At 59.5% G+C, this 26,087-nt stretch carries 21 protein-coding genes and 1 pseudogene; all 22 read right to left on the bottom strand.

All coding sequences use genetic code 11. The features are described from left to right. Nucleotides 1-15: 15 nt before the first annotated feature. Nucleotides 16-978: an acetyl-CoA carboxylase carboxyltransferase subunit alpha gene (locus KUL77_RS00500; protein ID WP_297142123.1), complete on the bottom strand. Its 963-nt coding sequence runs from the start codon at nucleotides 976-978 to the stop codon at nucleotides 16-18. A 45-nt stretch (nucleotides 979-1,023) separates the two neighbouring features. Further along, nucleotides 1,024-4,554, bottom strand: coding sequence for a DNA polymerase III subunit alpha (gene dnaE, locus KUL77_RS00495; RefSeq protein ID WP_297142120.1), 3,531 nt, complete (start codon nucleotides 4,552-4,554; stop codon nucleotides 1,024-1,026). An 82-nt stretch (nucleotides 4,555-4,636) separates the two neighbouring features. Continuing rightward, nucleotides 4,637-5,251: a ribonuclease HII gene (locus KUL77_RS00490; RefSeq protein WP_343231520.1), complete on the bottom strand. Its 615-nt coding sequence runs from the start codon at nucleotides 5,249-5,251 to the stop codon at nucleotides 4,637-4,639. Beyond that, on the bottom strand, nucleotides 5,248-6,387 hold the full coding sequence (gene lpxB / locus KUL77_RS00485) for a lipid-A-disaccharide synthase (RefSeq protein ID WP_297142117.1): 1,140 nt from the start codon (nucleotides 6,385-6,387) through the stop codon (nucleotides 5,248-5,250). The genes KUL77_RS00490 and lpxB overlap by 4 nt, the downstream gene beginning before the upstream one ends. Then, entirely contained in the window at nucleotides 6,384-7,178 is a 795-nt protein-coding gene (lpxA, locus tag KUL77_RS00480) for an acyl-ACP--UDP-N-acetylglucosamine O-acyltransferase (protein ID WP_297142114.1), read from the bottom strand. Before lpxA ends, lpxB begins: the two co-directional genes overlap by 4 nt. 10 nt (nucleotides 7,179-7,188) lie before the next feature. Next, the gene (gene fabZ / locus KUL77_RS00475; RefSeq protein WP_297142112.1) at nucleotides 7,189-7,656 is read right to left on the bottom strand and encodes a 3-hydroxyacyl-ACP dehydratase FabZ; all 468 of its coding nucleotides are present in this window, start codon (nucleotides 7,654-7,656) and stop codon (nucleotides 7,189-7,191) included. Then, nucleotides 7,653-8,672, bottom strand: a complete 1,020-nt coding sequence (lpxD, locus tag KUL77_RS00470; RefSeq protein WP_297142109.1) for a UDP-3-O-(3-hydroxymyristoyl)glucosamine N-acyltransferase — start codon at nucleotides 8,670-8,672, stop codon at nucleotides 7,653-7,655. The genes fabZ and lpxD overlap by 4 nt, the downstream gene beginning before the upstream one ends. A gap of 12 nt (nucleotides 8,673-8,684) precedes the next feature. Beyond that, nucleotides 8,685-11,150 (bottom strand): outer membrane protein assembly factor BamA, encoded by a 2,466-nt coding sequence (gene bamA, locus KUL77_RS00465; protein ID WP_297142106.1) that lies wholly within the window; start codon nucleotides 11,148-11,150, stop codon nucleotides 8,685-8,687. 21 nt (nucleotides 11,151-11,171) lie between these two features. Beyond that, nucleotides 11,172-12,533, bottom strand: coding sequence for an RIP metalloprotease RseP (gene rseP / locus KUL77_RS00460; protein WP_297142105.1), 1,362 nt, complete (start codon nucleotides 12,531-12,533; stop codon nucleotides 11,172-11,174). Further along, nucleotides 12,530-13,693: a 1-deoxy-D-xylulose-5-phosphate reductoisomerase gene (locus KUL77_RS00455; protein WP_297142103.1), complete on the bottom strand. Its 1,164-nt coding sequence runs from the start codon at nucleotides 13,691-13,693 to the stop codon at nucleotides 12,530-12,532. Before KUL77_RS00455 ends, rseP begins: the two co-directional genes overlap by 4 nt. A 3-nt stretch (nucleotides 13,694-13,696) precedes the next feature. Next, nucleotides 13,697-14,545: a phosphatidate cytidylyltransferase gene (locus KUL77_RS00450; protein ID WP_297142100.1), complete on the bottom strand. Its 849-nt coding sequence runs from the start codon at nucleotides 14,543-14,545 to the stop codon at nucleotides 13,697-13,699. Continuing rightward, nucleotides 14,542-15,297 carry a polyprenyl diphosphate synthase gene (uppS, locus tag KUL77_RS00445; protein WP_297142098.1) on the bottom strand — a complete coding sequence of 252 codons (756 nt, stop codon included), beginning with the start codon at nucleotides 15,295-15,297 and terminating at the stop codon, nucleotides 14,542-14,544. Before uppS ends, KUL77_RS00450 begins: the two co-directional genes overlap by 4 nt. 20 nt (nucleotides 15,298-15,317) lie before the next feature. Continuing rightward, nucleotides 15,318-15,875, bottom strand: coding sequence for a ribosome recycling factor (gene frr, locus KUL77_RS00440; protein WP_297142096.1), 558 nt, complete (start codon nucleotides 15,873-15,875; stop codon nucleotides 15,318-15,320). A 100-nt stretch (nucleotides 15,876-15,975) separates the two neighbouring features. Continuing rightward, on the bottom strand, nucleotides 15,976-16,698 hold the full coding sequence (pyrH, locus tag KUL77_RS00435; protein ID WP_297142093.1) for a UMP kinase: 723 nt from the start codon (nucleotides 16,696-16,698) through the stop codon (nucleotides 15,976-15,978). An 86-nt stretch (nucleotides 16,699-16,784) separates the two neighbouring features. After that, on the bottom strand, nucleotides 16,785-18,260 hold the full coding sequence (locus KUL77_RS00430) for a GGDEF domain-containing protein (protein ID WP_297142091.1): 1,476 nt from the start codon (nucleotides 18,258-18,260) through the stop codon (nucleotides 16,785-16,787). 165 nt (nucleotides 18,261-18,425) lie between these two features. Beyond that, nucleotides 18,426-19,232, bottom strand: a complete 807-nt coding sequence (locus tag KUL77_RS00425; RefSeq protein ID WP_297142088.1) for an ABC transporter permease subunit — start codon at nucleotides 19,230-19,232, stop codon at nucleotides 18,426-18,428. After that, the gene (locus tag KUL77_RS00420) at nucleotides 19,229-20,095 is read right to left on the bottom strand and encodes an ABC transporter permease subunit (RefSeq protein ID WP_297142212.1); all 867 of its coding nucleotides are present in this window, start codon (nucleotides 20,093-20,095) and stop codon (nucleotides 19,229-19,231) included. Before KUL77_RS00420 ends, KUL77_RS00425 begins: the two co-directional genes overlap by 4 nt. Before the next feature lie 122 nt (nucleotides 20,096-20,217). After that, on the bottom strand, nucleotides 20,218-21,366 hold the full coding sequence (locus KUL77_RS00415) for an ABC transporter ATP-binding protein (RefSeq protein WP_297142083.1): 1,149 nt from the start codon (nucleotides 21,364-21,366) through the stop codon (nucleotides 20,218-20,220). Nucleotides 21,367-21,370: 4 nt separating this feature from the next. Further along, nucleotides 21,371-22,513, bottom strand: a complete 1,143-nt coding sequence (locus KUL77_RS00410) for a polyamine ABC transporter substrate-binding protein (protein ID WP_297142080.1) — start codon at nucleotides 22,511-22,513, stop codon at nucleotides 21,371-21,373. Between the two features lie 66 nt (nucleotides 22,514-22,579). Further along, a complete protein-coding gene (locus tag KUL77_RS00405) occupies nucleotides 22,580-23,542 on the bottom strand; it encodes a hypothetical protein (RefSeq protein ID WP_297142078.1) in 963 nt (320 codons plus the stop codon). A 63-nt stretch (nucleotides 23,543-23,605) separates the two neighbouring features. Further along, a pseudogene (locus tag KUL77_RS00400) lies at nucleotides 23,606-24,172 on the bottom strand (HNH endonuclease); the annotation flags it as partial. A gap of 87 nt (nucleotides 24,173-24,259) precedes the next feature. Beyond that, entirely contained in the window at nucleotides 24,260-26,053 is a 1,794-nt protein-coding gene (locus tag KUL77_RS00395; protein ID WP_297142072.1) for an acyl-CoA dehydrogenase C-terminal domain-containing protein, read from the bottom strand. Between the last annotated feature and the right edge of the window lie 34 nt (nucleotides 26,054-26,087).

Raw genomic sequence — 26,087 nt, 5'->3', positions numbered from 1 at the left:
TGTAGGCGGTGCGGCTTAGGCGGCGCTGTCGTAAGCGCCGTAGCTGCGCAAACGCTGGTAGCGGCGTTGCAGAAGTTGCTCCAATGGCAGCTGTTCTAATGCGTCGAGCTCGTTGAGCAGAACCGCTTTCAGCCGCTTGGCCATTTGCAGCGGGTTGCGGTGCGCGCCGCCGGTGGGTTCGCGCACGACTTTATCGACCAAACCAAGGCTGTGTAGGCGCTTGGCGGTGATGCCCATTTGTTCGGCGGCGTCTTTGGCCTTGGCCGCATCCCGCCACAAAATAGAGGCGCAGCCTTCCGGTGAAATGACCGAATAGGTGCTGTATTCGAGCATATTGGTGATATCGCCCACACCAATAGCAAGCGCACCGCCGCTGCCGCCTTCACCGATCACGGTGCAGATAATCGGCACTTTCAGACCAGACATCTCCAGCAGGTTGCGCGCAATCGCTTCCGACTGGCCGCGCTCTTCGGCGTCGATCCCAGGCCAAGCGCCGGGGGTGTCGATGAAGGTGAGCACGGGCAGACCAAAGCGTTCGGCCATTTTCATCAGGCGCAGCGCTTTACGATAGCCCTCGGGCTTGGGCATGCCGAAGTTGCGGCGCACCTTGGTCTTGGTATCGCGGCCTTTTTCGTGGCCAATGACCATTACCGGGCGGCCGTCGATACGGGCAAGCCCACCCACAATGGCGTTGTCGTCGGCAAATGCACGGTCACCGGCAAGCTCTTGGAATTCGCTGCAGATCACCTTGAGGTAATCCTGCGTGTACGGACGCTGCGGGTGGCGCGACAGCTGCGATACCTGCCACGGGGTCAGGTCGCGGAAGATCGTGGCGGTGCGCTTGCGCAGTTTTTCCTGCAACGCATTCACTTCTTTGTCGATATTGAGTGCAGAGCCGCTGCTGGCCTGTCGCAGTTCTTGGATTTTGGTTTCCAAGTCGGCAATGGGCTGCTCGAAGTCGAGATAATTAGGATTCATCTGGCTAAGTTTACCGCAGTCTGAGAACCGTACTGAAGGGTAGGGTTAGCCGCCATTGACCCATGGGCGCGCCAGTTGCATGCTGACGGTGCCAACACCGGGTAGGCGGCGCAGCAGGCCGGGGAGCTGAGCATCGACGCGCAGACCACGGCCACCGTTGATGGTGAGGCGGCCAATACCTGAATGTGTGATCACTTCCAGAAGCACCGGGGTAGTGCCTTGATGAGCTTTGAGTAAGGCTTCGAAGCGGGGAAATGCCTCGGGTTCGCGCAGGTCGATACGGATCGAAATGCGCTGAGCCTGTTGGTTGCATAGCTGGGTGAAGTCCCAGCAGCGGGTTGCGCGCAGGGAATAGCCGCCGTTGAACTCATCTTCGCGCAGGCCGCCTTCCACCACCAAAATTTGGTCGCGGGTGAGCAGAGGAGCAAATTCCTGCCACTGTTCGTTGAAAAAACCACATTCAACGCGCCCACGGCCGTCTTCCAGCTGCACAAATGCCTGTGATTCGCCGCGTTTGCGCACCCCCACCACTTGCCCTGCAAGCACGGTTTGCACCATCGGGCGCCAGCTGCGGCCTTCCTGTGGGCGGTTATTACGCGAGCCGTTTTCCCAAATGGTGGGAACGGCGGAAAGATCGTGCCCCACCAGTTTGCTGACATCGTCGCGGTAGGGGTCCATCGGGTGGCCCGAGAGGTAATGCCCCAGTGTTTCGCGCTCGCCCGCCAGTTTTTGTGCCAGCGGCCATTCCGGAACTTCCACCAGCTCGATGCGGATCTCTGCGCTGCCACCACCGCCAAACATATCGAACATACCCGCCGCACGGTTTTTGGCGGCTTGGTCGGTGGCCTTCATCGCTTCCGGCAACTGCTGCATAAGCGAGGCGCGGTTACTGGCCAGCGCATCAAGCGCACCGGCGTGGATCAGCGCCTCCAAGGTGCGTTTATTCATGCCACCCGCAGACACGCGTTGACAAAAATCAAGCAAGTCTCGGAACGCGCCGCCTTCTTCACGCGCGGCCACAATCGCCTCACACACGCCTTGACCCACGCCTTTCACCGCGCCCAGGCCGTAGCGCAATGTGTTGGGCGTCACTGCTTCAAACATATACAGCGAAGCGTTGACGTCGGGCGGAAGCACGGCAAGGTTCAGTACCCGTACTTCTTCAAGAAAGCCCACCACCTTATCGGTGTTGTCCATATCGGACGACAGCACCGCCGCCATAAATTCGGCCGGATAATGTGCTTTTAGCCACGCCGTTTGGTACGACACCAGCGCATAGGCGGCGGCGTGCGATTTGTTAAACCCGTAGCTGGCAAATTTTTCTAATAGGTCGAAGATGGGGCCAGACACGCTGCCTTCGATGCCGTGGTGCTCCAGCGCACCGGCTTCGAATTTGACGCGCTCCTTGGCCATCTCCTCGGCTTTTTTCTTACCCATCGCGCGGCGCAATAAGTCCGCGCCACCCAGTGAATAACCGGCAAGAATTTGCGCGGTTTGCATCACCTGTTCTTGATACACCACCACGCCGTAAGTGGGTTTAAGCACCGGCTCGAGCAGGGCGTGCGGGTACACCACTTCAGCGCGGCCATGTTTACGCGCAATGAAGTCGGGGATCAGGTCCATTGGGCCGGGGCGGTACAGCGACACTAGCGCGATTAAATCTTCGAAACGGTCGGGCTTGGCGTCTTTGAGCAAGCGGCGCATGCCCGACGATTCAAACTGGAACACCGCCACCGTGTCGCCGCGTGCAAACAGCTCGTAGGTGGGGTGATCGTCCAGCGGCAGCGCAGCAATATCCACCGGCGCTTGCCCTTCGCGCGTGCGGCGTTGGTTGATGGCCTTTACCGCCCAGTCGATGATGGTGAGCGTGCGCAGGCCAAGGAAGTCGAACTTCACCAGGCCTACGGCTTCTACGTCGTCTTTATCGAACTGGGTTACCGGATGCTGGCCGCGCCCGGTGCCGTCGTTTTCTGCATACAGCGGGCAGAAGTCAGACAGCGGAGTAGGGGCAATCACCACGCCACCGGCGTGTTTACCGGCGTTACGGGTAAGGTCTTCTAGCTGTAGCGCTAGGTCAACCAGCTCACGCACGTCTTCTTCGGATTCGTAGCGCGCAATCAGTTCATCCGAGCGCCACGCCTCGTCCGACTTAGATTTTTCCGTGCGGCCCAGTGCATCTTCCAACCCAATACCCAAGGTCATGGGGATGAGTTTGGCTACACCGTCCACAAACCCATAGCCGTTGCCCAGCACGCGCCCGGTATCACGGATCACGGCCTTTGCCGCCATGGTGCCGTAGGTGATGATTTGCGAGACGCGGTCGCGGCCGTATTTGCGCGCCACGTAGTCGATCACCTCATCGCGGCGATCCATGCAGAAGTCGATGTCGAAGTCGGGCATCGACACGCGCTCGGGGTTCAAGAAACGCTCGAACAGCAAGTCGTAGGGCAGCGGATCAAGGTCAGTGATGCCCAGCGCCCAAGCCACTAGTGAGCCTGCACCAGAGCCGCGCCCAGGCCCCACCGGAATGCCGTTTTGTTTGCCCCAGTTGATGAAGTCGGCCACGATCAAGAAGTAGCCGGGGAAGCCCATCCGAATAATCACGCCAAGCTCAATATCAAGGCGCGCGAAATAGTCTTCGCGGGTCTTGCCTGCGGCGATCGGGTGGGTTTCTAAACGCTTCGTGAGGCCCGCATGCGCTTGGCTACGGATCCAACTATCCAGCGTTTCATCATCGGGAACAGGAAAGGCCGGAAGAAAGTACGTGCCAAGCCGAAGCTGCAGGTTGCAACGCTGCGCCAGCGCCAACGTGTTGTCGATGGCGTCGGGAATGTCGGCAAACAGCGCCGCCATTTCATCGGCAGATTTTAAGTATTGCTGCTCGCTGTAGTCGTGTGGGCGCTTGGGGTCATCCAGCACGCGGCCTGTGGCAATGCACACGCGTGCTTCGTGCGCGGAAAAGCCAGAAGGGTCTTTGAAGCGCACATCATTGCTGGCCACCACGGGCAGGCTTAATGTTTCAGCGGCGCTTAACGCATAACCCAACCACGCCTCTTCGCCGGGGCGTTGGGTGCGCAGAAGTTCCAGATGGAGCCGGTTGTCGAACATTGTGTGCAAGTCGCGCAGCGCTTGCGTTGCGTGGTCCTCGCGGCCTGCCGCAAACAACTGCCCCGGTGCCGAATGCGGCCCGGCAATGGCAAACAACCCCTGCGTGCTCTCCCGCAGCCATTTGGGGCGAATCACCACGCCGTCGTTACGGTGGCCTTCCATCCACGCCAGCGTGAGCAGCTGCGATAACCTCAAATAACCATCGTAATTGCGGCAAAGCAGGGTTAAACGGCTGGCCGGTTCGTTGCCTTCGGCAACAAGTACATCGGCCCCGGCAATGGGCTTGATGCCCGCACCTTCCGCCGCCTTCCAAAATTTCACCAGCGCAAATAAATTATTTTGATCGGTAAGCGCTACCGTCGGCAAATTACGCGCAGCACAGGCCGCGACCATTTCCTTAATGCGAAGGGTCGAATCGACTAGCGAAAATTCGCTGTGCAGATGGAGGTGTGCAAAACGGGCGGGCATGAGTCTTCCGCAGGTTGAACGACCAGAGTAGAGCGCCTATCCCTTGGGGGCAAGGCTTGACAGGATGAAGATTGCGCGAACGTCAACGTAGCTGTGGATTAACGAGTAATTCGCCCTGTGCGGGAGCGTTTAGTGCATTCCGCACTGGCGCAAAGCTGCGCCGATGTTGCGGGCAGGGGCCGTATTGTTGGAGGGCCTGCAGATGCTGCGGGCTGGGGTAGCCCTTGTGGCGATCGAAACCGTAGTGCGGATACTGCGCATGCAGTTCCAGCATGCGGTGGTCGCGGCTGACTTTGGCCAGAATAGAGGCCGCCATGATGCTTGGGTCACGGGCATCCCCCCCCACCCAGGCCTCGGCGGGGCAGGGCAGGTCTTTGGGCAGTTTATTGCCGTCAATGCGCGCGCAATCAGCCACATGGGCCACGCCTAGCAGCGCTTCGCGCATGCCGTGCATGGTGGCTTGGAAGATGTTGCGCAGGTCAATCTCTTCGGGTTCAACCACCACAATGCTGTAAGCCAGTGCTGTTTCTAGAATACGCGGGTATAGCGCCTCGCGTTTTTTCTCGGTCAGTGCTTTGGAGTCATTCAGCCCATCAACCGGGATGGGGCCTTTGGGAAATACCACGGCCGCCACCACAACAGGCCCTGCCAGTGGGCCACGCCCGGCTTCGTCGATCCCTGCAATATGGAGCGTCATGGCGTTGGGATGAGTTCGGCGACCGCATCGGCTGCGCGCTGGGAGGCGTCGCACCGTAGTTGCTGGTGAATGGCCGCAAAGCGTGGTTGCAAGGCTTGCGCCGCGCCTGTATCGGTAAACCAGTGTTTCAGCGCCGCGTGCAAGTTGCCCGGGGTGCATTGTTCTTGCAAAAGTTCCGGGATCAAGGCTTCGTTGGCCAATACATTGGGCAGGCTTACAAACCTTGATTTCAGTAAGCCAAATAATTTGACGATGCGGTAGGTCAACGCAGAGATACGGTGGCCAACAACCATCGGGCGCTTGCAGAGCATGGCTTCAAGTGCGGCGGTGCCAGAAGCCAAGAGCACGACATCGCTGGCGATCATGATGCGCTGTGCTTGGCCATCAAAAATCGTAAATCGTGTATCGCTGCCGAGATGCCTATGTATGGCCTCGCGGCATTGTGCATTGGCGGCAGGTACTAAGATGCGCAAATTTGGAATGTCGCCAGCCAAGCGTTGTGCTGCGTTGGCAAAATCCGGCAGCATGCCGTGAATTTCACCGAGGCGGCTGCCTGGTAATAGCGCCAGTATGGGCGCGTCTTGAGGCTGGTTGAGCGCGTTGCGCGCGGCGTTGCGGTCGGGCTGTAGTGCAATGGCATCGGCCAATGGATGCCCAATAAAACGCGCATCCACGCCGTGGCGCGCATAGATGGGGGGCTCCATTGGAAACAGGCACAGTACGCGGTCGGCGCTGCGGCCAATTTTTTCAGCACGCCCCTGTCGCCACGCCCAAATCGACGGGCTCACGTAATGCACAGTGCGCACGCCGCGTTGTTTAAGCCATCGTTCAACGCTGAGGTTGAAGTCGGGTGCATCGATGCCGATGAACACGTCGGGCTGGGTGTCTAATACACGCTGGCGAAAGGCTTTGCGCAGGTGTAGCAAGCGCGGCAAGTGACGTAGCACTTCCACAAGCCCCATTACCGCAAGTTCGTTGGCGTCCCACCACGTTTCCATGCCTGTGGCGCGCATCAAGGGGCCGCCGATACCGACAAATGTCGCCTGCGGATAGCGCTCGCGCAGCGCGTGAATCAACCCTGCGCCTAGCTGGTCACCCGAAGTTTCACCCGCGCAGAGGGCGATGCAAAGACTCATCGCAGCAGCGGGCGTTCGCCAGCTTCGATAAAGTCAAGAAACGCGCGCACGTCTTCGCTCGTTGCCGCAATTTCTGCAAGCTCAGCCTTGGCTTCTTCTAATTTTGTGTCGCCCATATACAGCGCACGATAAGCACGCTTGATGGCACTGATGCGCGCTGTGTCAAAACCGCGCCGCTTCAAGCCTTCTAAGTTGATCCCACGCGGGCGCGAATATTTTTCTTGTGCCACCATCAAAAACGGCGGCACGTCGCCATTGACGAACGCACCCATGCCAATAAACGCATGGTTACCAATGCGGCAAAATTGATGCACGCCGGCAAAGCCGCTGAGGATGACTTGGTTGCCCACCACCACATGCCCTGCAAGCGTGGCATTGTTGGAGAAAATGCAGTCGTCGCCCACGATGCAATCGTGCGCGATATGGCAGTACGCCAGAATCCAGTTGCGGTGACCAAGGCGGGTGATGCCGCCCCCTTCGCCGGTACCACGGTTGATGGTGACAAATTCACGAATGGAATTGCCGTCACCAATTTCTAGCTCTACGCGTTCACCATGATATTTTTTATCTTGCGGCTCGCCGCCGATGGCCGCGTGGCCGTGAAAGACGTTGTCACAGCCAATCCGCGTAGGCCCTTCGATGGTGCAATGCGGGCCAATGCGGGTGTTATCGCCTATGCTGACTTCATCGCCAATCACGGCGTAGGGGCCAATGTGCACGCCCGCACCCAGCACAGCACCGGGGTGGACAACCGCTGTGGGGTGAATCTGCGTGGCGGTGCGTGTGTTCATAAAAATGATGTTAGTCGCGTGCGGCCGCGCACAGGATCTCAGCGCAGGCTACTTGCTGCCCGTCCACCCGTGCAATGCCTACATATTGCGCCATATTGCGGATGCGGCGCTTGAGTTCAACGTCCAGCTCAAGCTTATCGCCGGGCACCACCATATTGCTGAACTTGGCGTTGTCCACTTTAACGAGGAAAAACGTCTGCGTTTGTGGGTTGGCCGGGTCTGACGATAGCTGCGTGAGTAGGCCACCTGCTTGCGCTAATGCTTCAATCACCAAAACGCCGGGCATCACCGGCTTGCCGGGGAAATGGCCTTGGAAGAAGGGTTCATTGATGCTGACGTTTTTGTACGCCAGCACACGCTTATTGGGCTCTAATTCGACGACGCGATCCACCAGCAGGAACGGGTAGCGGTGCGGCAGTAGGCGCTGAATTTCGGTGACATCAACGGGAAGTTGAACAGTAGCGGTGGTATCGGTCATGCGTTGTCCTTATCGCCGCCTGCGCTGCGTCGCGCGATGCGGTCGAGTTGTTTGAAGCGTGCTGCGCTTTTGCGCCAGTCGCGATTATCCATTAAAGGCGTGCCGGATGAATATTGCCCGGGTTGATGGATGGAATGGGTGACCAGCGACATCGCGGTGATAACTACGCGATCGCAGACCTGCAAATGGCCCACCACACCTGCGCCGCCGCCGATCAAACAGTGGCGGCCAATCGTGGCGCTGCCCGCAACGGCCGAGCAACCTGCCATGGCGGTGTGCGCGCCAATGCGCACGTTGTGGCCAATTTGGATCTGGTTGTCGAGGCGCACGTCTTCTTCCAGCACGGTGTCTTCCAGCGCGCCGCGGTCGATGGTGGTATTGGCTCCAATTTCGCAATCATCGCCAATGTGCACGCCACCAAGCTGCGGCACTTTGATCCAATGCCCGGCATCCATCGCAATGCCAAACCCGTCGGCACCGAGTACGGCACCCGGGTGAATCAGTACACGCTGCCCCAAGTGCACGCGGGTCACTAGGGTGACGCGGGCTACGAGGCGGCAGTTTGCGTCGAGGTGGCAGTCGTCACCGATCACGCAGCCGGGGCCAATGACGCAGCCCTCGGCCACCGTGCTGCGCGCACCAATGCACACATGCGGGCCAATGTGGGCGCTGGCTGCGATCGTGGCGCTGGGGTCGATGACAGCGCTGCTGTGAATGCCCGCAGCAGATTGCGGCAGGCGCTCAAACAGTGCGGCGATCTTGGCATAGATGGCATATGGGTCGCGTGCGATGAGCATGCTGCCGGTACGCGCTTCGGCGTCATCGGCGCGCAGCACCACAATGCCTGCCCGTGTCTGCCGCATCTGTTGGCGGTAGTGCGGGTTAGCCAAAAAGCTCAGCTGTGTCTCGTTGGCATCGGCCAGTGTGCCTACGCCACAGACACTGCAGTCTTCGCCGCGCAGTTCAAGCCCAAAGCGCGCAGCGAGTTCGGAGGCGGTGAAGGTCGGCATCGTCATGCCGCAGCTCGGTTAGAGCTGCCCGCCGAAGTTGAACTGCAGGCGTTCGATCTGGTCACCATCTTTCTGGCGCAGCGGCAGCGCGTAGCTGATCGACAGCGGCCCCATTGGCGAGCGCCACAGCAGGGCAATACCTGCCGAAGCGCGCAGATCGTTGGCGCGCACGTTGTCCCAGCCGTCATAGACGTTACCGAAGTCTAAGAATGCAGACACGCGTGCCGAGGGGCTATCAAACAGCTTCGGGAAAATGGTTTCGATCGAGCCTGCCACCAGCACCGAGCCGCCCAGTGGCTGGCGGTAGCCGGAAGACGAGGCCCAATACGGGCCAAGCGTGTTGTCCATAAAGCCGCGCACGCGGCCGCTGGACGAGATGCCACCCGCGTAGAAGTTTTCGAAGAAGGGCAGGCCACGGGCGTGCACGGTCTTCTTGTAATCTGCGGACGTGGGCAGGCATGGGCTGCTGGGGGCAGGGCCTGGGACGTAGGTGTCTGGTGTGCCATCACCATTGGTGTCGGTGAGTGTGGGGGGAGTGAAGCAGAGGTTGCGGGTGAATTCTTTTCCGTAAGAATCACCATAACCAAGGCTTAGGCCGGTACGCAGCACCAACATAGAGCTCAGCGGCCAGTACTTCGAGGCTTCGTATTGCAGTTTGAAATACTGCACGGTGGACGTGGGTAGGGTGATTTCTGCAGACAGGTTCTGCGTGCTGCCCACCACTGGGGTGAAGTAGTTATTACGGGTGTCGCGCCCCCAGCCAATTTGTGCGCGTGAGGAGTGGAAGGTGCGCTGGCCGATCGCGTCGACGTAGTCCACCATCGGCTGCGGGGTGGAGCCCGCATAGGCAAGGATTTCATTGGTATCGATGCCGAGCATGAACGAGATTGAATCGCTCTCGCTGAGTGGCAGACCCATGATGACTTGGAACGCGCCGCTATTGGTGGAGTATTGCGCTACGTTGAAGTTCGAATAATCGAATTCGCGCCACCACAGGTTATAGCCCAGCGACATGCCCTCGTCGGTGAAGTAGGGGTTGACGAACGAGAAGTCGTAGCGCTTTTGATACACGCTGCGCGAAATCGCGGTGGACACGCGGTTGCCGGTGCCGAGGAAGTTATTTTCAGTGAGCTGCAGCGATAGGTTGAGGCCCGAAAGCTGCGAATAACCAATACCCGCAGAGATACTGCCGGAGTTGGTTTCTTTCACGGTATAGACCACATCCACTTGGTCATCGGTCCCGGCCACTGGTTGGTTATCCACCTCTACGGTTTCAAAATAGCCGAGGCGATCCAAGCGCACCTTGCCGCGATCAATCGCGGCCTGCGAGTACCAGCTACCTTCAAACTGACGCATTTCGCGACGCAGTACCGGGTCGGCGGTGCGGGTATTGCCCTTGAAGACGATGCGCCGCACGTTGACACGCGGGCCGGGCTGTACTTGGAAGTTGATGGCGACGGTGCGCTTGTCGCGGTCGATCTCCGGCACCGGGTTGACCCGCGCAAACGCGTAGCCAATGTTCGATAGCCGTGCCGTGATGGCGTTGCCGGCCATTTCTAGCAGCCCGCGCGAGAAGGTATTGCCGGGGCGAATAAACGAAACGATGGTTTCGATCTCTTCCTTCGGCAGCACCGTGTCACCGGATACGGTTACTTCTGCAAAGTTATAGACCTCGCCTTCGGTGATGCCCGCGGTGATGTACATATTTTTGCGGTCGCCACTGATCGCGACTTGGGTGGAATCCATATTGAAATCCACATAGCCGCGGTCGAGGTACCACGAGTTGAGCTTTTCAATATCGCCCGAAAGTTTTTCGCGTGAGTATTGATCGTCGCGCTTGTACCAGCTCATCCAGTTGTGGGTATGCGACTCCCAACCCTTGGTGATGTCTTCTTCGGCAAAACTATCGTTACCAATCAGGTTGATGTGCTGGATCTTGGCGGCCTTGCCCTCTTTGATGGTGAGGGTCAGGTTGACGCGGTTGCGGTCGAGCCGCTCCACGCTGGGCGAGATGGTCACGCTGTACTTGCCGCGGTTGTTGTACTGGCGGGTCAGTTCTTGGGTGACGCGATCAAGGTTCAGCGGGTTATAGGTTTCGCCCTCGGCCAGACCAATGTCTTTCAAACCCTTGGTGAGGTCTTCGGTTTTTAGGTCTTTATTGCCCGAAAGGGTGAGCTTGTTGATCGACGGACGCTCGGTGACGGAAATCACCAAGATGCCGCCTTGGTGGTCAAGGCGAACGTCTTCAAAAAAACCAGTTTTATACAGCGCACGCAGTGCTTCGGCGGCCTTGCCTTGATCCAGCGTATCGCCGCGCTCAACCGGCAAATAGGTGAACACCGTACCGGCACCAATGCGCTGCAAGCCGTCGATGCGGATGTCGCTGACCGTGAAAGGAGTGAACGTCGCCTGTGCCCAAGCTGGCAGCGCAAGCGCTGACATCAGGGCGAGGGTCAACAGACGGCGGGACATAGGTCGGGTCATTCGAGACATCCTGATAGGGGGTTACGACATCAAATGAATGATGTCATTGTAAAAGGCCAAACCCATCAGTCCGGCAATAATTGCCAAACCGATATATTGACCCACGGCCATGACCTGTTCGCTGACTGGGCGACGGATGACCAGCTCGATAAGGTAATACAGTAGGTGGCCCCCGTCCAAGACGGGGATCGGTAATAGGTTAATTAAGGCCAAACTGACCGACAGCAGGGCCAGAAAGTTCAAAAACCACGCTGGGCCACGTTCGGCGAAGGCGTTAGCCGCCCGCGCGATAGTAACAGGGCCAGAAACGGTGTTTTCAACCGACACCCGGCCGCTGAAGGCGCGCTTTAGCATGTCCACCAACTGCTTACTTTGGTAGCGTGTTTCGCGCAGCGCGGCAGGAATGGCTGCCGCCGGGCCAAACCGCAACATGGCATCGTGCGGCACCGGAGTGGGGGCGGCTGCGGCCACGCCAAGGATCCAATGCGGCGGCTTGCCGTCACCTGCGGGTAGCTGTTCGGGGGTGAGCTCTACGGCAAGACGCTCGCCGTCGCGCTCAACTTCTACCATGCCGGGACCGCCGCGTTCGCCGAGGGCGGCCACCAGCGGGGCAATATCTTCAAAACTACTGACCGGGCTGGCGTCGATCGCGGTAATGCGGTCGCCCTCGGCGAGCTTGCCCCAAGCGGGGGTGCCTTCGCGCACGCTGCCCACCAGCGGTGGCACCAGCATATGCCGGGGAATTAGGCCAATTTGGCCGAGTGCGCGCAGCTCGTCGAGTTGTTCGGGAAGCTTTTGTAACGGTAATGTCCGGGTAATTTCACTACCGTTCGGCCGTTTGATTTGCAAGGACACCGGCTGGCGGTCGAGCGCCGCCACCGACAGCGCCATGCCCAGCTCGCTCCAGGTAGGGGTGGCGCGGTTGCCCACGGCAAGTACACGGTCCCTAGGGTGGAGGTCGGCCTGCGCGGCAATGCCGGTGGCCGTGCCCACCACCGAGGCGTAGTCGGGGCGGCCAATGACAAACATGGCCCATAACAGCATAAAGGCCAGCAAAAGGTTCGCCAGCGGGCCAGCGGCGACAATGGCGATGCGCTGCAACACAGGTTTGCGGTTGAAGGCCATGTGCAACTGGTGTTCAGGCACATCGCCCTCGCGCTCGTCCAGCATCTTGACGTAGCCGCCCAATGGGATCGCCGCGATCACATACTCGGTACCGTCTTTGGCGCGCCGTTTCCACAGTGCCTTACCGAACCCCACCGAGAAGCGCAGCACTTTGACGCCGCAGCGACGTGCCACCCAGAAGTGGCCAAACTCGTGAAAAGTGACAAGTACACCCAGTGCAACGACCAGCCACCAGATAGAACTGAAAAACGCGCTCATGCCGCAATCCTTGCGAGGTGTTGATGCGCTAACTGGCGCGCTTGCGCGTCTGCAGCGAGGAGGGTGTCAAGTGAATCCGCAGGCTGGCTGGGCAAGGCGGTGAGTACGGCTGCCACCGTGGCAGGAATGTCCAAAAAGCCGATGCGGCCTTGTAGGAAGGCCGAAACTGCTTCTTCGTTTGCTGCATTGAGCATGGCCGGTGCCGTGCCGCCGCTACGCAGCGCAGAAAACGCCAACGCCAAGCAGGGGAATGCGTCGAGATCGGGCGGTTCAAAATCTAAGCGGCCACCTTGGCTGAGCAGGTCTAATGCGGCAACGCCCGAAGAGATGCGCTTGGGCCAGGCAAACCCAATGGCGAGCGCCGTGCGCATATCGGGCAGACCGAGCTGTGCAAGCGTGCTGCCGTCGATGAAATCGACCATGGAATGCACCAGCGACTGCGGGTGTACCAAGACGCGAATCTGCTCGCCCGGCATGCTGAACAAGTGGTGGGCCTCGATGACCTCTAACCCCTTATTCATCAGGGTGGCGGAATCTACCGAGATTTTCGGGCCCATCGACCATTTTGGGTGGGCCACTGCTTGCGCAGGTGTCACCGCCGCCAGCGCACTGCGCGACCAGCCACGAAACGGCCCGCCCGAGGCGGTAAGCGTGATGCGCGCAGGCGGGTTGCCGTCGGCAAGGCACTGGAAGATCGCGTTATGTTCGCTGTCAATAGGAATGATGCTGGCGCCGTGGGCGTGCGCCTCATGCATCAGCAGCTCGCCCGCGAGTACAAGCGATTCTTTATTGGCCAGCAGCAGGCGCTTGCCCGCACGCGCAGCAGCAAGCGTCGAGGGCAGGCCCGCGGCGCCTACAATTGCCGCGACAACGCTATCGCAGGCGCTTGATGCGGCCAGCTGTTCAATCGCTTCGGCCCCCGCATGGGCTTGGGTACGAAGATTGGCGGCACGCAGGCCGTCACGTAAGGCCGCGTAGCCGTTTGCGTCGGCAATCACAGCGTGGTCTGGCGCGTGGGTTTTACACAGTTCTATGAGCGCATCGACCTTGCTGCCCGCGCTGAGCACGCTGGCACGCAGCGTGTCTGGATGCCGTGCGATGACATCCAGCGCCGAAGTGCCAATTGAGCCGGTGGCCCCGAGAACCGCAATCCGCTGCATCGTCTAAAACCCTAACCAGACCTTGCCCAAGGCAAATACCGGAAGCGCCGCCAGCACGCTGTCTAAACGGTCCAGCGCGCCACCGTGGCCGGGAATCAGGGTGCCGGAGTCTTTCACGTTAGCATGGCGCTTGAGCAGGCTTTCGAATAAATCACCTGCAATCGAGAATACAACGGTCAGTGTTGCAACAACGGCAATGGCCGGAAGTTGGGCGGCTTTGGCCCCAATCAGTAGCGCGCCGATGATGGCCACCAGCAGTGCCAGCGCAACGCCGCCTGCGACACCAGCCAGTGTTTTATTCGGGCTGATGCGCGGTGCCAGCTTGCGGCCGTTGAACCATGTGCTGCCAAACCGGCGACCAGCAAAATAAGCGCCGCTATCGGCCGCCCAAATGAGTAGCAGTGCCAGCAGCAGCCAACGCGAGCCGTTGGGCTGGTGGTGGATCACGGCCAGCGCGCACCACGCGGGAACAACGGCGGCGGTGCCTGCAATCAGTTTGAAAATGCGCGAACGGCTGCCGTTGTCTGCGCAAAAATCGTAATGGCGAAGCCAGAGCAGGGCCAGCAGCCACCACACCACACCCACCATAATTGTGATCTGAAACAGTGGCAGCGCGGTGACGTGGGTACTGCGCGAGCCCCAAGTCAGCGCAACCATCAGCCCGAGGTTGCAGGTAAGCAGCACAGTGCGTGCGAGCGTGTCTTCAATGCCAACAAGTTTGAGCCATTCCCACTGCGCCACTAAAAACAGCAGCGCGGCAAGCAGCATCAGCCAGCCGGTGGGGAGCAGTAGCACGGCGCCAATGGCCACAGGCCCCATTACAAGCGCTGCCAGTACACGGGTTTTGGTCATGGCTTGCCTCCGTTAGAGGAGTGTTGAATTTGAGCGCTGGTGAGGCCGAAGCGGCGCTCGCGATTGGAAAAATCGTTGAGCGCCTGCTGCAAGAGCGCGGCGTCCACGTCGGGCCATAGCGTATCGGTGAACCAGAGTTCGGTATAGGCCATCTGCCAAAGCAAAAAATTACTGATGCGCAGCTCGCCACCGGTACGGATGAATAAATCGGGGGCGGGAAGGTCGGACAGCGCCATTTGCGCGGCCATCGTCTCTTCATTGATCTGCTCAGGCAGCAAGCGCCCTGCCGCAACTTCCAGCGCCAATGCGCGTGCGGCTTGCGTAATGTCTTGGCGGCCACCGTAGCTGGTGGCAATAGACAGGTGCAGCCGCGTATTGCCTGCGGTTAGCGTTTCGGCGGCCTGCATGCGTGCCAGCAGCGCGTCGTCAAAACGCACACGTTCACCAATAAAGCGCAGCCGCGCACCCAAGCGATGCAGCTCATCCACTTCGCGCTCGAGCGCACCGAGAAAGAGCTTCATCAGTCCGCTTACTTCTTCTTTCGGGCGGTTCCAGTTTTCGCTAGAAAATGCAAACAGTGTGAGCGCTTGAACGCCCTGCTGCATGCAGAATTCAACGCTACGCTTAACCGCCTGTGCGCCTGCACGGTGGCCGATCAAGCGCGGGCGGTGGCGCTGCTGTGCCCAACGGCCATTGCCATCCATGATGATGGCAATGTGCTGCGGAATTGCGGGTTCCGGTGGTGCCTTCATGGCGTTCCGGTGCGTGCCGGTCAAACCGACATCAGCTCGGCTTCTTTGGCTTTCACGACTTCATCGACATCTTTAATGGCGGAGTCGGTAATTTTTTGGATTTCTGCCTCGGTGCGCGCGCTTTCGTCTTCCGAAATCTGCTTTTCTTTCAGCAGCTCTTTCACCTGCTGATTGGCGTCGCGGCGTACATTGCGCACGGCTACTTTGGCGTCTTCCCCTTCACCGTGTACGACCTTGGTGAGGTCGCGGCGGCGCTCTTCGGTGAGTGCGGGGATATTCAAACGAATGGTGGTGCCGGCCGTATTGGGGGTTAGGCCCAGATCTGAGGCGAGGATCGCCTTTTCCACCGCGCCTACCATTTGCTTTTCCCACGGGGTGATGACCAGCGAGCGGGCATCACCAACGGCGACGCTGGCCACCTGCGAAAGCGGCATGTCCGAACCGTAGTAATTCACCTTGATGCTATCGACAAGCCCCGTATTGGCGCGGCCTGTGCGCACTTTCACCAAATTATGGCGCAGCGCCTCGATGCTCTTAGCCATACGGGCCTGAGCGTCTTTTTTGATTTCATTTAGCATGGAGGCGGCTCCGAAGTTGTTTTCGTAAACCAGCGATTATAAACAGCTTAGGCGCAATCTTGAGCGCTTTTTGCCGCAGAATTGGAGTTCAGGAGCAGGATCAGGGGCGGGTGCGCACCAAGGTGCCAATCGACTCACCCTGCAGCAGGCGCAGCAGCACGCCGGGCTGGGCCATGTCGAAAATACGCAGTGGCAGCGCGGCGTCGCGGCAGAGTGCAAACGCGGCGGTATCCATTACCTGCAGGTTGCGGGCGATGACTTCGTCGTAATACAGCGTGTCGATCTTCACCGCGTCGTCAAACTTCTTCGGGTCTTTGTCATACACACCGTCCACCTTGGTGGCTTTCAGTAACAGGTCTGCGCCAATTTCAATCGCGCGCAGCGCCGCACCCGAGTCGGTGGTGAAGAACGGATTGCCGGTGCCTGCAGCAAAAATCACCAAGCGGCGCTTTTCCAAATGGCGAATGGCGCGGCGGCGAATATAGTCTTCGCAGACATCGTTGATTTTGAGCGCACTCATCACACGGGCCTTGCCGCCGAGCTTTTCCAAGGCGTCCTGCATGGCCAGTGCGTTGATGACCGTGGCCAACATGCCCATATGGTCGCCGGTAACGCGGTCCATACCGCCTGCGGCAAGGCCGGCGCCACGGAAGATATTGCCGCCGCCGATCACCAGTGCAATTTCAGCACCGGCGTCGCTGGCTTCGATCACTTCTTCGGCGAGCCGGGTCAGTACTTTTGGGTCGATCCCGTAATCTTCATCCCCCATCAATGCCTCGCCGGACAGTTTGAGCAGGACGCGGCGATAAGCAAGATTGGGCATGGTGAGCTCAGATTGAGAAGGTTGTTAAAGTTTAACGAAAATATGCAGGGCGCATGGCATGAAGCGCCCGCTTATTGTGCTTTACGTTAAGCCTCGTCAGAGTGGATCTGGTTGCGGCCTTCGCGCTTAGAACGATACAGCGCATCGTCTGCGGCTTGCAGCAGGGCTTCAACGCTGGTGAAGCGCCCGTCAGCGCCATCGGCACTGGCAAAGCCTGCAGAAAAGGTGATGAAGACAGGCTGGTTATCCACCAGCGCCATCGGTGTTTTGCTTACCTCATTCATTAGGCGCTGGAGCACCTGCAGTGATGAGGCTTTGTCGGCGTAGTTCAAAACCAGTAAGAACTCTTCACCGCCATAACGGGCCACGACATCGGTGGTGCGCAGGGTGCGCAGAACGATTTGGGCAAACTGGCGCAGGACTTGGTCACCAATCAGGTGGCCGTAGCGATCGTTGATGTGTTTGAAATTATCCAAATCCAGCAGGGCCACGGTGAGTGCGGTGCTGGTGTTGCTATTGAACTCACGCTCCAGCACTTCATCCATATGGCGGCGGTTAAACACGCCGGTAAGCGGGTCGCGCCGCGACTGCTCGGAGAGCAGCTTCAGACGGTCTTCCGCCGACTGCGCCAGTTGGCGCGCGTGCTGGGCGTCTTGTACCTGCTGCAGGTTGCGCAAAATCAACAGTTCGCGCGCTTCTTCAGACAATGCCTGCAAGTGTGCTGGGTGGGTGACTTGAATATCAAACGTTGCGCTGACTTCCGGCAGAGCAGCGGCGATCATGGGCAACAAAACATCGAGCAGGGGGGCGTCGAGACCCATTTTTTCCAGCGCACGTTCGCGCGCTGCATCGGCCGTTTCTGCAGTGGCCAGCCATAGGTCAGCGATTGCACCTGAGGCTTGGATGCAGCGGTAGAAGCTGTCTTCTGAGCATTGCTCGTCTTCGCTCTTGTCCGTTGCCTCGATCAAATAATCCGGCAGGCGCCAGCGGCGTGCCAGCCAAGCGCCTACGGTGGCGTGGTTGGAGCCAAGCTCGCTTTCTTCCAACTGGGTGAGATGCGCTTCGCCTTCGGCTTTCTCAGACAGTGCTGCATATTCATCCGGAATGGCTTGCAGCAGTGCAAGGCGGCCGATGTCTTGCAGCAAACCTGCGAGCATTAGGGCTTCGGGGCGCTTTAAGCCTAATTGCTGGCCCATTAGGCGCGCGGCGAGTGCGGATAGCACGCTGCGCTGCCAGATGTGTTCTTGCAATTTTGCGGCGCTGTTGGCGCTGCGCAACCCTTGAATCAGCGAGAACCCCAGCGCCAAGCTCAGCGTGGCATTTAGCCCCAACATCGCCATGGCTTGAGACAGCGACTCCACCCGCCGCCGCGTGGCGTATAAGGGGGAATTGGCGAGGCGCAGCAGGCGCGCGCTGAGCGCAGGATCGAGGTTGATGATCTGTGCAGCGGCGCCCAAGGTGGCGTTTGGATCTTGCGCAAGCGAGATGATTTGCAGCGCCACACCGGGCGGCGAGGGTAGGTTGCGACAATGCAACAGCGTTGATTCGAGTTCCGTTCGCATTACGCAAGAAACCGTGGGGAAAATTAAATTCCTTGCAGTATGCGCAAAAAACGGTATTCAAGTAAACATACGCGGGCGTTTGGTTTTGGGAATTGTGACCTCGGCCAAATGCTGGGGTGAAATCTGAAGTGCGATTAGCTAGAGCGCCGGCTCTAAAGGTCAGATCTAAAGCGTTGCGTTCTTCTCTCGGCGGTGCATCAAGATACCGGCTACCACCACGCCTGCACCGACAACGGTCACGATCAGCGTGGCCAGTGCGTTAATTTCCGGCGTGACACCCAGTTTGACCTTGGAATAGATCAGCATGGGTAGGGTGCTGGCGCCGGGGCCGGAGGTGAAGCTGGCAATGACCAAGTCATCGAGAGAAAGGGTAAAGGCCAATAACCAGCCGGCGAGTAGGGCGGGGGCGATAAGCGGTAGTGTAATTTGGAAGAATACCCGCCACGGTTTTGCACCGAGATCCATCGCTGCTTCTTCAAGGCTGTCGTCCAGCGAGGCCATGCGCGAGCGCACCACCACGGTGACGTAGCAAGTGGTCAGGGTGATGTGCGCGATCATGATCGTGGTCATGCCGCGTTCGGGCCAACCAAGCGCCTGCTGCAAGGTGACAAACAGCAGCAGCGAGGACAGCCCCAGCATCACGTCGGGCATCACCATGGGGGCGGAGTTCATCAGGCTTAGCAGGCCGCGCCCGGGAAAGCGGCCAAACCTTGAAAGCGCCAGCCCACATGCGGTGCCGAGAACGGTGGCGGCACTGGCGGCCACGGCGGCAATGGTCAAGCTGCGCAGCAGGGCCTGCATAATCTGTTCGTTCGAAAACAGCGCGACATACCAGCGGGTGGAAAACCCAGCCCAGACCGTGGCCATACGCGAGGCGCTGAAGGAGTACACGACCATCGAAATGATCGGGATGTAGAGCAGGGCGTAGCCCACTGCCATCGCCAGCCAAAGCCCCCAGTTGCGCTGCTTCATGCGCCGCTCTCCTGACGCTCGCGGCGGTTTTCAACGTATTCAAACAGCAGGGTGGGAATGACTAAAAGCAGCAGCATGGCCACCGCCACAGCAGACGCCAGCGGCCAATCGCGGTTGGTGAAAAATTCGGTCCACAGCACGCGGCCAATGGTGAGAGCGTCAGGGCCGCCGAGGATATCGGGGATGACAAACTCGCCTACAGCGGGAATGAAGACCAAAAGCGCACCCGCGATAATCCCCGGCATCGACAGTGGCACGGTAATACGCAGGAAGGCTTGCCAAGGCTTTGCGCCAAGGTCGGTGGCGGCTTCTAAGAGGCCAAAATCCAGCCGCATCAAGGTAGCGGTGAGGGGCAGGATCATGAACGGCAAATAGTTGTACACGATGCCGATATACACGGCTAAGTCGGTATGCAAAATGGCAGTGCCAGGCGCAACGAGACCCAGTGCAGCGAGCGCACTGGTGAGTACACCATTGGCCTTGAGCATGCCGATCATGGCGTAGGTGCGCAGCAGCGAACTGGTCCAAAAGGGCAGGATCACCAGCACCAGCAGCAGCATGCGCCAGACCGGGCGTGCCCGCGCGATGCCGTAGGCAATTGGGTAGCCCAGCAGCAAGCAAAATAGGGTTGAAACACCCGCAAACAGCAGCGACTTCAAATACGCGGCCACGTAGAGCGGATCTTGCAGCAAAAGTAGGTAGCTGCTGACGTGCAGGCGCAGGCTGGCAGCACCGTCGGCGCTGCGTTCGATCAACGCGGTATAGGGCGGCGACTGCCCAAACACCGCTTCAGCAAAACTGATTTTTAGAACAATGAGAAATGGCACTGCGAAAAACAGCAGTAGCCACAGCATTGGCAACATGGTGGTGAAAAAACGCCCACGACGGGTGCGAAACTCACGACCAACGGCGCGAAACCAGCCGAACAGGTTGTGCACCACGTCGGCCCAAAGCCCACTCCAGCCGGTGTTGCCGTGCACCTGCGTCATGCGGTGAGTACCACCGCGCCGCTGGCGGGCCAGCTCAGCCACAGCGTTTCGCCCCAGTCGTAGTGTGGCTCGGAGCTGCGTTCCACATGGGTTTCTTGCACGCGTACGATCGCGCCTGATTCGGTTTCTACATGGTAGATCGATACGTCACCGAGATAGGCGATGTCACGCACTTTGCCGATGGCCACGTTATCGGCTTCGGGGCGCGATTCGTGTACGTCGATTTTCTCGGGGCGCACCGCTACGCTCACGGCGGTGCCTTCTGGAATTGGGTCGGCGTGGCGTGCCAGCAGCGCCCCACCATCCACGGCATCGCAGGCGATGCGCACGCGGCGTTGGCTGGCGTCGTGGTCGAGTACACGGCCTTCAAATAGGTTGATGCCGCCGATGAACTCAGCCACAAAGCGTGTGGAGGGGTATTCGTACAGCGCCGCAGGTGTGGACACTTGCACGATACGTCCGGTGTCCATCACCGCGATGCGGCTGGACATGGTCATGGCTTCTTCTTGGTCGTGGGTGACCATCACGAAGGTGGTGCCAACACGCTCTTGAATGTTCACCAGTTCAAACTGAGTGCGCTCGCGCAGGCGCTTATCGAGTGCGCCCAGCGGCTCGTCGAGCAGTAATAGCTTGGGCTGTTTAGCCAGTGCTCGCGCCAGTGCCACGCGCTGGCGCTGGCCACCGGAGAGTTGGTCGGGCTTGCGGTTGCCCAGCTGCGGCATCTGCACAAGTTCAAGCATCTGCTGCACGCGGTCTTTGATTTCACCGCTGGGCATGCCGTCTTGCTTTAGGCCAAACGCGATGTTCTGCGCTACGGTCATATGCGGAAACAGCGCGTAGCTTTGGAACATCATATTCACCGGGCGCTGGTAAGGCGGCAGGTGGGTGACGTCCACGCCGTCGATCAAAATGCGCCCGCGATCTGGTGTTTCTAAGCCCGCAAGGATGCGTAGCAGGGTGCTCTTGCCCGAGCCTGAACCACCGAGCAGTGCAAAAAATTCGCCTCGGTACACGTCCAGCGAAATATCGTCGCAGGCATAAAGTTTGCCAAACGTCTTAGTGACGTTTTCAACGCGCAAAAACGGCTGCGCCGCTGGATCTTTCCAAGGTTCCAGCGGCGGAGCGGAGCGGTTCGCTAGCGCCATTGCCTCAGTGACCGCTCTTGATGGCCGTCCATGCGCGCACGCGCTGGCGCTGCACGGTATCGGGCAGCGTGGTGGGGTCCACCAGTTTGGCTTTCACGGCCTCCGGCGGATAAATGCCGGGGGTGTTGGCAATGTCCGGTTCGATGAGCGTGGTTGCGTCTTTATTCGGGTTGGCATAGCCCACCGCATCGGTAATTTCGGCGGCGGTTTTCGGGTCAAGAATATAGTTGATGAAGGCAAGAGCGTTGTTCGGGTGCTTGGCGTCTTTGGGAATGGCCATCACATCGACCCAGCGGATCGCGCCTTCCTTGGGGATCACGTAGCGAATATCCGGCGCGGGCTTGCCGCTGGCTTCTGCCGCGTCGGCAGCCGCGTCGGCCGCGCCGAGAATGTCACCCGAATAGCCCATCACCACGCAGGCGTCGCCATTGGCGAGTGCGTCTTTGTACTCGGCATTATTGAAGGTGCGGATATACGGGCGAATCGCACCGTAGATTTGCTTGACGGTGTCGATCTCGTTCGCGGCACCGGCATTGGGGTTTTGTCCTTTCCAAATCAGCGCCGCACCGAAGGCTTCTTGGTCGTCATCGAGTACGCTGATGCCGCATTTTTCCAGTTTGGCGGCGTTGGCCGGGTTAAACAGTAGATCCCACGAATCAATCGGCGCATTGTCGCCCAGCGCGGCTTTCACCTTATCGACATTGATGCCAAGGCCGGTGGTGCCCCACATATAGGGCAATACGTGCGCATTGTTTGGGTCAATATCGGCCAAGCCCTTCAAAATGCTGGGGTCAAGATGCGAAATATTGGGCAGTTTTGCCTTATCAAGTGCGAGGTACAGCCCTGCCTTCACCTGGCGCTGGGCGAATGGGCGCGCCGACGGAAACACCACGTCGTAGCCGCTGCTGCCCGCGGTGAGCTTGGTTTCTAGGGTTTCGTTTTCAGAATACACATCGTAATTCACCTTGATGCCGGTGGCTTTCTCAAAGTTTTCGATGGTGTCTTCGGCCACGTAGTCGGACCAGTTATAGACGTTTAAGACTTTGTCTTCCGGGCCCTGCGGGGCGGTAGCGTCGGCAGCAGGTTTTCCGCCGCAGGCAGAAAGCAAGAGTACGGCACAGGCGAGAGGGGCGAGGCGCAGGGTCACGGCAGTCTCCAGAAGTGAACCGGGTAATGTTACGCGGAGTTGTAAGCGGATTGGGTAAATCTAGGCTCAATGGCTGCGCAGGCGGCCAAACAAACCCGTGTGCTTTTGTGCTTGCAAAGGGGCGGGCGCTGGCGCGTCGGGTACGTGCTCGGCGTGCTGCGTGGCTAAATTGGCATTGATGCAGTCGGCCACTTCCTCTTCAGGCACCGCGCTGGCTTCGGCAATGGCGGCCACGGTAGCCGGGCCTTTCATCATCGCCGTGGCAATACGGAAGTGCTTGGGAAACTCGCGCTCGGTCTGCGGCCATTTCGTCATTACATAGTGGCCGCTGGTGGGGGCTTTGGACAACAGGCCGCCCAGCCAAAGTAAGCGGGCCATCGGCTGGGCGGGGCCAAGCGATGCTGCGAGGCGCTCCCATGTGGCGTGATCGAGTGGCTGGAAGTCTTCTTCAGTAAGACTGTCTTCAAACCAAGGTGCAAGCGGTTTGAGGGCCGAAGATCCATGCCAAGTATGGGTGTTGAAATCGAGCAGTAGCGACGGCAGCCCGTCACGCTGGAGCTGGGCGTACGCTTGCGGAAGCCCCTGTTGTAACCACTCGAACAGGGTGTGCTGCGCGGCGGCGGGCGATACGTTTGGAGGCGTCTCCGGTTCCGACTCCGGTTCGGGCGCTTCTACTTCTTCCGCGTGAACGATTTGCGGCGCTGCGGTGCTGGGCGGCGCGGCTTCATCGGTGGCGATTTCACTCAAAAGTACGGCAAGGTCGTTGACGTTCACCGGGTGCTGCAGGCGGTATTCGGTTTGGCTGCGCTCCACGGAGGTGAGGCCGATGATTTTTTTGCCGGCCGTATGCAGCTTGAGCAGGCTCATCGGGCCATACAGGCTATCGAGGTCGATGACGACGTAATCCGCATCTGTGGAAGAGGTGAGCGTCCAGCGGTCCCCAGTTTCGGCGTTGGCCGCTTTGAACGCCGCTTGCACGGCCGCTTCGGTCGCGCGATCCATTCCGGTGATTCCCAGCGTCAGTGTCATCCTGCTCCCCTTGCCCCTACGCGCAGTGTTGCGAAGCAGGTGCGCTGAGTCAACGCCTCAGGGCTAGTTGAAAAACAGATCGTTGGCCCGTTTGCGTGGTAGCTGGGCCTTCAGGAAGGCCATTTGGTCGGCCAAGATATTACGGTTCGACAAGATCAAATGTTCCACCCAGCTTGGACGGTAGGGGATGGCGAGCAGGGGCATGTCGGCCTGCTGCGGGGTGCGGTTGCCCTTGCGCGAATTGCAGTGGAAACAGGCGGTGACCACGTTTTCCCAAAGATCACGGCCGCCCTTGGATACGGGCAGGACGTGGTCGCGGGTGAGTGCACTGCGGGTAAACGCTTGGCCGCAGTACAAACAAAGGCCATGGTCGCGGGCGAACAGTGCGGTGTTGGTGAGCGCTGGCGTGGGGTCGAAATGACCGGGTGACACATGACCACGCGCGGCGATGATCGGATGTAAGCCCAGTACGGTACGGGTGCCGCTGTCGCGGTTGATCCCGCCGTGCACAGTAAGGCAAGGGTCGCCGAGGGTCCACGCCACTGCGTCGCGCGCGTAAAGACAGGTGGCGGCCTGCCAGCCCATCCAATTCAATGGGCGGCCGTGCGCGTCTAGGCACAGCAGGCGCAAGCCGCCAGTGGCTCTATCGATCTCCATTGAGAAATCAGTTTATACGCCATCCTTGGCGGTTTGTCGCGTCGCGCTATCGAGCGGGGTTTAGATGGCGCCAAACCCTGCATCGGGCAAGGCCATCAATGCGTCAGCCCCGGCTTCAATCGCGGCCTTGTGGCCGAGCGTGCGTGGCAGCATGCGGGCGTAATAGAAGCGAGCGGTGTCGCGTTTGGCGTCTTTGAACGCCTGTGGCTTGCTGGAGGCGTTAGCGGCGGCCACGCTGCGTGCCCACCAGTAGGCCAGCGTGACATAGCCGGAATAGAATAGATAGTCGGTGCTGGCTGCGCCCAGTTCTTCGGGGTTGCTGGCGGCGCGGGTCAGTACGTCGATGGTGAGTTTGCCCCATTCATTGCATTTAGCACGCAGCGGCGCAATGAACTCAGCCAGCGCGGCCTCGCCTTCGTGCTGTTTGACGAAGGCTTCGATTTCGGCCAAGAACAGCTTGAGCCCTGCACCTTGCGTAGCCGCCGTCTTGCGGCCAATCAGATCCAGCGACTGAATGCCGGTGGTGCCTTCATACAGCGTGGTGATACGGGCGTCACGGGCGTATTGCTCCATGCCATGTTCGGCGATGTAGCCGTGGCCGCCGAAGCACTGCAGGGCGTTGTAGGTGTTCTCAATGCTCCACTCGGTGAGGCAGGCTTTGCTGATGGGCGTAAGGAAGCTCACCAAAGTGTGGGCGCGTTCGCGAACGGCGGCGTCACTGGCGTGTTCGGCTTCATCCAGCAACGAGTAGCAGTGCAGGCTCAGCAAGCGGCCGGCTTCAATCAACGATTTTTGCGACAGCAGCATGCGCCGCACATCCGGCTGTACGATCAGCGGATCGGCCGGCTTGTCGGGGTTCTTCGGGCCAGAAAGCGAGCGCGACTGCAGGCGCTCGCGGGCATAGCGCAGGGCGTTTTGATAGGCGCGTTCAGACAGGCCAAGACCCTGCACGCCCACGCCAAGGCGGGCCGAGTTCATCATCACGAACATCGCCTGCAGGCCTTTATGCGGCTCACCGACGAGATAGCCTTCGGCGCCGTCGAAATTCATTACGCATGTTGCCGAGCCGTGGATGCCCATTTTGTGTTCCAGCGCGCCGCAGCGTACGGCGTTGCGCTCATGCTGGGTGCCGTCGCGTTCCACCTTGAATTTTGGTACGACGAACAACGAAATCCCTTTCGCACCGGGCGGGGCGTCGGGTAGTTTCGCCAACACGAGGTGGATGATGTTGGGTACGAGGTTGTGCTCACCGGCGGTGATGAAAATCTTGGTGCCCGTGATTGAATACTTGCCGTCGGCCAGCGGTTCGGCGCGGGTTTTCAGCAGGCCAAGGTCGGTGCCGCAGTGCGGTTCGGTGAGGCACATGGTGCCGGTCCACTGGCCGGTGATCAGCGGCTTTAGGAATACTTCCTTTTGCCAATCTTCGCCATAGGTTTCCAGTGCTTTTACCGCGCCGTGGCTAAGCATGGGGAAGTTGCCCCAGGCGAGGTTGCCCGCGTCCACCAGCTCGGTCATCACGCCGCCCAAGAGTGCTGGCATGCCTTGGCCGCCGTGCTCGGGGTCGTTGGTGAGGCCCGTCCAGCCACCTTCGGCAAACTGGTCGAAGGCTTCTTTGAAGCCCGGCGGCGGGGTGACATCGCCGGTGGCTTTGTCGAACTTGCAGCCCACTTCATCGCCGACTCGGTTCAATGGGGCCAGTACGGTTTCGGCAAAGCGTGCGGCTTCGTCCAGCACAGCATCCGCAAGCTCGCGGTTGACCTCGGCAAAGCCGAGTTTTTCAAAATGTGCTTCCGCACCAAGAACGTCGTAAAGGGCGAAGCGCAGATCGTCGAGGGGGGCTTTGTAGCTGCTCATGCGAAGGGTTCCCGGTGCGTGCAGACCGGTTTTC

Origin of the sequence: Thermomonas sp. (genome assembly GCF_019104945.1) — a bacterium.
In the GTDB taxonomy this organism is placed as follows: Bacteria; Pseudomonadota; Gammaproteobacteria; order Xanthomonadales; family Xanthomonadaceae; genus Thermomonas.
The sequence above is the reverse complement of the archived record's forward strand: the minus strand, read 5'-3'. Positions and strand labels throughout refer to the sequence as shown.

Bases quoted from the DNA above. Each gene is read 5' to 3' on its own strand.
- KUL77_RS00500 (WP_297142123.1), bottom strand. From the start codon at position 978: ATGAATCCTAATTATCTCGACTTCGAGCAGCCCATTGCCGACTTGGAA.
- dnaE (WP_297142120.1), bottom strand. From the start codon at position 4,554: ATGCCCGCCCGTTTTGCACACCTCCATCTGCACAGCGAATTTTCGCTA.
- KUL77_RS00490 (WP_343231520.1), bottom strand. From the start codon at position 5,251: ATGACGCTCCATATTGCAGGGATCGACGAAGCCGGGCGTGGCCCACTG.
- lpxB (WP_297142117.1), bottom strand. From the start codon at position 6,387: ATGAGTCTTTGCATCGCCCTCTGCGCGGGTGAAACTTCGGGTGACCAG.
- lpxA (WP_297142114.1), bottom strand. From the start codon at position 7,178: ATGAACACACGCACCGCCACGCAGATTCACCCCACAGCGGTTGTCCAC.
- fabZ (WP_297142112.1), bottom strand. From the start codon at position 7,656: ATGACCGATACCACCGCTACTGTTCAACTTCCCGTTGATGTCACCGAA.
- lpxD (WP_297142109.1), bottom strand. From the start codon at position 8,672: ATGACGATGCCGACCTTCACCGCCTCCGAACTCGCTGCGCGCTTTGGG.
- bamA (WP_297142106.1), bottom strand. From the start codon at position 11,150: ATGACCCGACCTATGTCCCGCCGTCTGTTGACCCTCGCCCTGATGTCA.
- rseP (WP_297142105.1), bottom strand. From the start codon at position 12,533: ATGAGCGCGTTTTTCAGTTCTATCTGGTGGCTGGTCGTTGCACTGGGT.
- KUL77_RS00455 (WP_297142103.1), bottom strand. From the start codon at position 13,693: ATGCAGCGGATTGCGGTTCTCGGGGCCACCGGCTCAATTGGCACTTCG.
- KUL77_RS00450 (WP_297142100.1), bottom strand. From the start codon at position 14,545: ATGACCAAAACCCGTGTACTGGCAGCGCTTGTAATGGGGCCTGTGGCC.
- uppS (WP_297142098.1), bottom strand. From the start codon at position 15,297: ATGAAGGCACCACCGGAACCCGCAATTCCGCAGCACATTGCCATCATC.
- frr (WP_297142096.1), bottom strand. From the start codon at position 15,875: ATGCTAAATGAAATCAAAAAAGACGCTCAGGCCCGTATGGCTAAGAGC.
- pyrH (WP_297142093.1), bottom strand. From the start codon at position 16,698: ATGCCCAATCTTGCTTATCGCCGCGTCCTGCTCAAACTGTCCGGCGAG.
- KUL77_RS00430 (WP_297142091.1), bottom strand. From the start codon at position 18,260: ATGCGAACGGAACTCGAATCAACGCTGTTGCATTGTCGCAACCTACCC.
- KUL77_RS00425 (WP_297142088.1), bottom strand. From the start codon at position 19,232: ATGAAGCAGCGCAACTGGGGGCTTTGGCTGGCGATGGCAGTGGGCTAC.
- KUL77_RS00420 (WP_297142212.1), bottom strand. From the start codon at position 20,095: ATGTTGCCAATGCTGTGGCTACTGCTGTTTTTCGCAGTGCCATTTCTC.
- KUL77_RS00415 (WP_297142083.1), bottom strand. From the start codon at position 21,366: ATGGCGCTAGCGAACCGCTCCGCTCCGCCGCTGGAACCTTGGAAAGAT.
- KUL77_RS00405 (WP_297142078.1), bottom strand. From the start codon at position 23,542: ATGACACTGACGCTGGGAATCACCGGAATGGATCGCGCGACCGAAGCG.
- KUL77_RS00395 (WP_297142072.1), bottom strand. From the start codon at position 26,053: ATGAGCAGCTACAAAGCCCCCCTCGACGATCTGCGCTTCGCCCTTTAC.